Below are 6,112 nucleotides of genomic sequence, written 5' to 3' on the forward strand. Positions count from 1 at the left end.
TATAGTAGCCACTGAAAGTCAATGCACACCTGATCGCACGAGGGAAGCGCGGTTCGGAGCGGGCGCGGTTCGGAGCGTATGCGGTTCGGAGCGAACGGAGTGAGCGAGAACCGCGGAATGCGAACGGGGAACGGACGTGACCCGTGAGCAAACGAAGTGAGCGAGAACCGCGGAAAAGCGAACGGGGAGCGCAAGCGACCCGTGAGCGAACGGAGTGAGCGAGAACCGCGGCAAAGCGAGTAGCGCGGGATCAAAGGTCCCGCGGACCATGCGAATAGTGCGGGACCGAAGGTCCCGCATACCGTGCGAACGGACCGGAGGGCCGTGAGCAGAGGGCGCACAGCGCCCGTGAGCAGACGGGGAACGTAGTGACCCGCGAGCTATGCGATCAGTGTGTAACTCGTTTCAGGTGTTACTATAACGTCTCGAGCCCGCTCAGTCGGTCGTCGACTGCGGCGCCTGTTCGGTCTCCGTCCCCGAGTCGGCGAGCCGACCGCTTTCGTCCCGGAGTCGCTCCTCGGCGCGGTCTCGGTCCTCGGGGTAGCCGACGTCGACGCGCCAGCCTTCCATGCGAATCGCGTCGATGGTGCGGCCGGACTGGATCAGCAGATCGACCGCGTCCGAGAGCTCGTACTCCCCGCGGTCGGAGGGCTGGACCAGGTGGCAGGCGTGGAAGATCGCCGGCGTGAACGTGTAGAACCCGGTCATCACGAGATTCGACGGCGGCTCCTCGGGCTTCTCGACGACCTCGACGATCTCGCCGTACTCGTTCGTATCGAGCACGCCGTATCGGGAGGCCTCCTCGTAGGGCACCTGTTCGACCAGAAACGCCGCGTCGGCCCGATCCTCCTGCTGTCGGTTTCTGACGTCCGCGAGGTTCCCCCGGAAGACGTTGTCCCCGAGCATGAGCATGAAGTCGTCGTCGATGAGCGATTCGACCTGCAAGATCGCGTGGGCGAGCCCGCGCTGTTCGCGCTGGTGGGCGTAGGTGATCGGCACGCCCTCGTACTCGTCGCCGTACCGATTGATGATCTTCTCTTTCAGGTAGCCGACGACGACGATCAGCTCGTCCGCGCCGGCCTCGAGCAGATTATCGAACACGTCTTCGATGATCGGCCGCCCGTCGACCTCGACGAGGGACTTCGGTTTGTCCTCGGTCAGCGGTCGAAGTCGGGTGCCCTTTCCTGCCGATAAGACAACAGCTTGCATGTGCGATGCCCAGTTCGATGATCGGTAAATAGCTGTCCCCTGAACTCGTCGCCCGACCCGAAAGCCGCCGAGACGACCCGGCTGCGGGCCACTGGGGCTGGTGCTCGAGACACCCCACGCCTTCGCGAACGGAGACGGTGCTCCCATCTCGCGTCCGTTTCACGTTCGCGGTCAGCCCCGTCGCCGTCCTCGGCGGTCTACCGCTCGAGTGATCGCCCAGCTCTAGGCACGCATCGACGAGTTGCTTCGGTCTACTAGTGGCCGGGAGGTGCTAGTGGTTTGCATCTACTAGTGGGTGATCGAATTTACTAGTGCCTCGCGTCTACTAGTGACGGATCGAAGTTCACCGAAAACAATCGCGGACGGTCCCACGGATCAACTGGAAGCCGCGTCCTGACTTCACGTCTGCGCGGAGTCCGTCGCCGCCATCTCCTTCAGCAGTCGCAACTCTTCGTCCTCGGAGATGTTGTCGGCGGAGAGACACGCGTGGACGACCTTGTGTGCGAGTTCGGGGTCGGACAGGGCGCTGGGTTCCGACGCCGAATCGTCTTCGAGCCGCCGTTCCAGCGACTCGAGTCGTTCCGTGACCGCCTCGAGTTGCTCGGTGAGTTCGGTGACCGACTCGTCACCGGGGACACTCGACGTGCCAGCGTCCGACGGCACGGCGTCATCGGACGACGCTCGAGCGAACGCATGAGATTCGTCGCCGCTGTCGCCCTGTGACTCCGGCTCCGGTCCACGACCGGCAGTGGCGTCCCCGCTGCCGTTGCTCTCGGCACCGGGCTGGGTCCGTTCGACGCCGCTCGCGTCTGCAGGCTCGGCTCGGTCGACGCCGTTCGCGTTCCCAGCCTCGGCCCGATCGACCTCGCTCGCATCAGTTGGCTGGACTCGATCGGCGGAACGTCCATCCGCACGCTGAGCTCGCTCGGCGCCAGTCCCGTTCGTAGACGGGCGTCGATCCACCGGCGTTTCGTCGCCGGAAGCCACTCGGCCGACGTCGCTCGTCGCACTCGAGTCGGTCCCGGACGGCTCCTCGAGGTCGGTTCCCTCGTCGTCCATCTTGGTGCCATCGACTGCCGCCCGCTCTGCGTCGGAGTCCAAATCGGGTTCCGGACCGTCCCGATCGGGCTTCTCGACGGCGTCGTCCTCGAACCAGTCGCCGCCGTCGAACAGCACCTCGACGAACGCGTGGCGATCGGCCCAGTGGAACCCGTCGATCGCGTTGACACGCTGACTGATCGTCGCGCTACTGACGCCGAGGGTCTCCGCGAGCGCCGCCTGCGTCGCGTCCGGTCGTCTGTAGATCTCCACGAGCGTCTCGCGTTGTTTCTCCGTCACATCGTCCGGTTCCAACGACAGTTCGAGATCCGTATCGGATTGGCTATCGTGTTCGGTCATGGCTGACTCCGCGTCGTCTGATTCGGGTGGGTCGCCCGCTGTAGCCGACGAGTCGGACGTCCGGTCCGGCTGGCGCTCGTCGGTCTCGGCGTCGCTACTCGAGTCGTCGCTGGCGTCCTCGAATTCGTCCGAATCGCCGGATTCGCCTGGATCGCCATACTCCTCTAAGACCTGGTCGACGATGGCGACGGTGGCACCGCTGACGTCGTCCGCGATCGCCTCCATCGATGCGGTCGGCCGTGACTCCGCGACGTCGAGGATCTTCTTGTGAATGACCGCTCGTGGGACGTTCGTGCTCTGCTCACCTGTGTCCCCAGTTGATAGTGGTGAATGACTCATGTGCAACCTCTCCGAAGCGACGGTTCACGCCAACAGTCCTCGACCCCGCCGATATAATTTTTTCACCGGGACAACACATACACAAATCCGTACAGCTCTATTGGGGCGTTTCCGCGCGGTATGTCCGCTGTTACTCGGAAGCGCTCGGTCAGCTGGCTCCCAGTCCTCGAGCGGATCTCGCTGGTGTTCTGTGCACCGATATCGGTCGGTAAACCGAGCGTAATCCGTCCCTAGGCGACCAGTCAGCAGACCCGAGTGAGGGGTGAACGCGACTGACTACCGGTACCGACTGAACGCGACGCCTGCCAGCGCGACGAGTGCAGCGATCGCTCCGAGCCCGACCCAGCCGCCAACGCCGTCGGCCAGTCCGTCGTCGTCGGTCTCGCCGTGGCTCTGTTGGTCGGCGACGTCCCCGTTCAACTGCAAGACCACGACGGTCTGTCCGTGTGAGCCCTCGGTCTCGTAGGTCCAGCCGCCCTCCGTCGCCTCGTAGGATTCGGCGTCGCCGATCGGGTGGACGTCCGTCTCCCAGGCCTGGTGGGCCTGTTGCACGTAGCCGACGACCTCGATATCGTCCGCGTGTTCGCCCTCGAGTTCGACCTCGCCGTATTCGACCGTCTCGTCCTCCGGCAGGCCGTGCCACTCGAGGCAGTGTGAATCCATGTAGCCGTCGCCCTGTGGCAGATCCGGATTCGTCCCGAACTGATCGCTGTCGAGCGGCCGGACGTAGTGGTCGGTCAGCGGGAACTCGACGACGAACGGATCGGCCTCGGAGTGCCACGCGAGCGAGTCGCCGGTCGGAATCGTCGCCGTCGTGTTCGGGACGCTCTCGCCGACGATCGGCTGGCCGGCTTCGTTGAGCAGCGTCACGCAGATCTTCCCCGATCCCTGGCCCAGATTCGGGTCCCGATACTCGTCGCGCGGATTGACGTAGCTCACCCAGCTCCCGTCGCCGGCGCCCTCCTCGAAGAACAGGTCCCCGTCCTCGGGAACGGGTTCTGCGTACGCGTCCTCGCTCACGTTCTCCTGAATCGCAGCCTCGGTCTCGGGAGCCGGGTCCCCACCGCTGCCGTCAGCGATCGCGAGCCCGGCGAGCACGGCGACCGCGAGCACGGCTCCGACGACGAGCACGACGACGAACGCGGGACGATCCAGGACGCTGCGCATCGGTGCCACGGCTATCGCCTCGAGACGGCCGGTTCGGTCTCGAGCGACGGGCACGCGGCCGTCTCGGGCTCGCGTACGGCCGGCGTCGGTCTCGCCTCGAGGGCGTCTCCGGCCTCGAGATCGTCACCAGCGGGGTCGTCGCCGTTCGGTGGCGACCCGCCGTCTCTGACGTCGGCGAATCGATCGGTCGGGGTGAAAGGCGTCACCATCGGGTTGCACCACAGCGTCAATCATCCTATATATGAGCAGCGTACAGCCGCTAGTCGCGTGCTTCCTCGCCGCGCCGAGTTCCCCCGATCGTCACCGTCGAGTTCGTCGCGCCCGCGGTATTGATACTCACAACTAATAGAAAATTATCGAACTGTGGCGCTATCATTAACAATATGCTGGAGTCTACCACGGAACCACATGAGTTGGCTGGTCCTGCCGGTCGTCGTCGTGCTCTTGTCGATACTCACGGTGGTAGCCGTGGCGTCGAACTATCGAAACGTGGCAGGGCGACTGTCGGAGCTTCCCGGCGTCGACGGCGGTGGTGGCGTCCAGGCCGGTTTCATCGCGGGTCTTTACGCGCTCGTCCTCTGGAGCGTGGTCATCTCCGGCGGGATGCTGTTCATCGGCGACGCCGGTTCGAACGGCACCGAATCCTATCAGGGCCCCGGCGCTGACGGGTCGGAACCCGACGAGACCACCGAGTCGGACGACTACTCCGACGCCGAACTGCTCGTGTTCTTCGAGACGATCACCTCACACTGGGGTGTCAACGTGACCTCGACGGAGATGGTCGACGACGAGTTCGTCGTGGAGTACGCCGATACCACCGAGACGGACGACGAGTTCACCGACGAGGTGGGGACGCTCATCGGCGTCTACATCGACATCGTCGAGGGCGGACTCGAGGCGGAGCGGATGGACGTCACCGCCGTCGACGCGGACGACGGCGAACAGACCCACTGGCACGTGGAATCCGAGTGGGCGGAGGCCTACCTCGAGGACGAACTCACCGTGGACGACGTCTACGAACGGGTGCTAGACACTGTCGAATCCGCTTGACATCCTCCCACCCCTAAAGGGGCGAGATTCCTCCGTTGGGGGTTCGGCTACCGACCCACGGAGACAACTTGCGGGTTCGCACGCTGTTCGTTGAGACAAGCGCGTGATGACGCTGACCATGAATGGTCGTCCCACTTGAACCGTGAAGGCCGTGCCATCGGCCCGACTTCGCCGCTCGCTTCGCGTTTTAAGAACGTCTCAGACGCCGTGAGGTCCGCGTGTCCCTCGGAACCGCAGGGGCACGTCAACGTATCCTCGTGGCGCACAGTCCCCTCTCGCTCCCCACAGTCGGGACACTCTTGCGAGGTCCACGCTTCCGTCCGCGCTTCGAGGACGATACCGTATTCCTCGCAAACGTAGGCGAGACGGTTGATGAACGCGCGGAACGCCCAGAAGTTGTGCGTTTTCGCGTTCGCCCGAACCGACCAATTCGATTCGAGAACGTCGGTTAAGTCCCCGACGTACACCGTCGCAACGCCCTTGTCGTAGAGCCGTTCTACGAGGTCGCGGGCAACAGCGTTCATCGCGTGGTCCCGTCGGCGCGTTCGTTGTCGGTAGAGCCGCCGGATACGGTTGCTACTGTAGCGCCCTTCGGGAAGGTTCGACTGTAGGCGGGCGATTTCCGTCGTCGTCTCACGAAACCGTTCGAACAGGTCGCGTCCTTCGTAGAGGTACTGCGAGCCGGTCGAAACCGAACACGCTACGATGTTATTCGCGCCTACGTCCAGAGCGGCGGTTTCATCCGCCAGTGGTGAATCCTGCCGAGAATCAGGCACGGTGACAGGTTGAAAAGCTCGGTACGTATCGCTCGTTTCATCGTAGGTAATTTCGAGACGGCCCTGTTTGCCATCCCACTTCGGGTTCCCGCGCACTTCGAGGCGAAGGCGCTCGTGGTAGCCAAGACCGTACTCTTCTTTCAGGTCTTGCCCGACGGGGATTTCGAGACGGC

The 6,112-nt window shown here is 64.0% G+C and carries 6 protein-coding genes; 1 reads left to right on the forward strand and 5 read right to left on the reverse strand.

The features are described from left to right. Positions 1–435: 435 nt before the first annotated feature. From aglF to BLT08_RS06220, 4 genes are all read right to left on the reverse strand, one after another. Positions 436–1,209: a UTP--glucose-1-phosphate uridylyltransferase AglF gene (gene aglF / locus BLT08_RS06205; RefSeq protein WP_090303871.1), complete on the reverse strand. Its 774-nt coding sequence runs from the start codon at positions 1,207–1,209 to the stop codon at positions 436–438. Positions 1,210–1,608: 399 nt separating this feature from the next. Beyond that, positions 1,609–2,946, reverse strand: coding sequence for a MarR family transcriptional regulator (locus BLT08_RS06210; RefSeq protein ID WP_245724157.1), 1,338 nt, complete (start codon positions 2,944–2,946; stop codon positions 1,609–1,611). 276 nt (positions 2,947–3,222) lie between these two features. After that, positions 3,223–4,113: a PGF-CTERM sorting domain-containing protein gene (locus BLT08_RS06215; protein WP_090303873.1), complete on the reverse strand. Its 891-nt coding sequence runs from the start codon at positions 4,111–4,113 to the stop codon at positions 3,223–3,225. 11 nt (positions 4,114–4,124) lie between these two features. Then, positions 4,125–4,322 carry a hypothetical protein gene (locus BLT08_RS06220; protein ID WP_090303874.1) on the reverse strand — a complete coding sequence of 66 codons (198 nt, stop codon included), beginning with the start codon at positions 4,320–4,322 and terminating at the stop codon, positions 4,125–4,127. Positions 4,323–4,521: 199 nt separating this feature from the next. Here BLT08_RS06220 and BLT08_RS06225 point away from each other — a divergent pair, with 199 nt between their 5' ends. Further along, entirely contained in the window at positions 4,522–5,163 is a 642-nt protein-coding gene (locus tag BLT08_RS06225) for a DUF8159 domain-containing protein (protein ID WP_090303875.1), read from the forward strand. A 47-nt stretch (positions 5,164–5,210) separates the two neighbouring features. Here BLT08_RS06225 and BLT08_RS06230 read toward each other — a convergent pair. After that, on the reverse strand, positions 5,211–6,112 hold a 902-nt coding region (locus BLT08_RS06230; RefSeq protein ID WP_090303876.1), incomplete at its 5' end, for an RNA-guided endonuclease InsQ/TnpB family protein.

The organism is Natronorubrum texcoconense, assembly GCF_900100335.1.
Lineage (GTDB): Archaea > Halobacteriota > Halobacteria > Halobacteriales > Natrialbaceae > Natronorubrum > Natronorubrum texcoconense.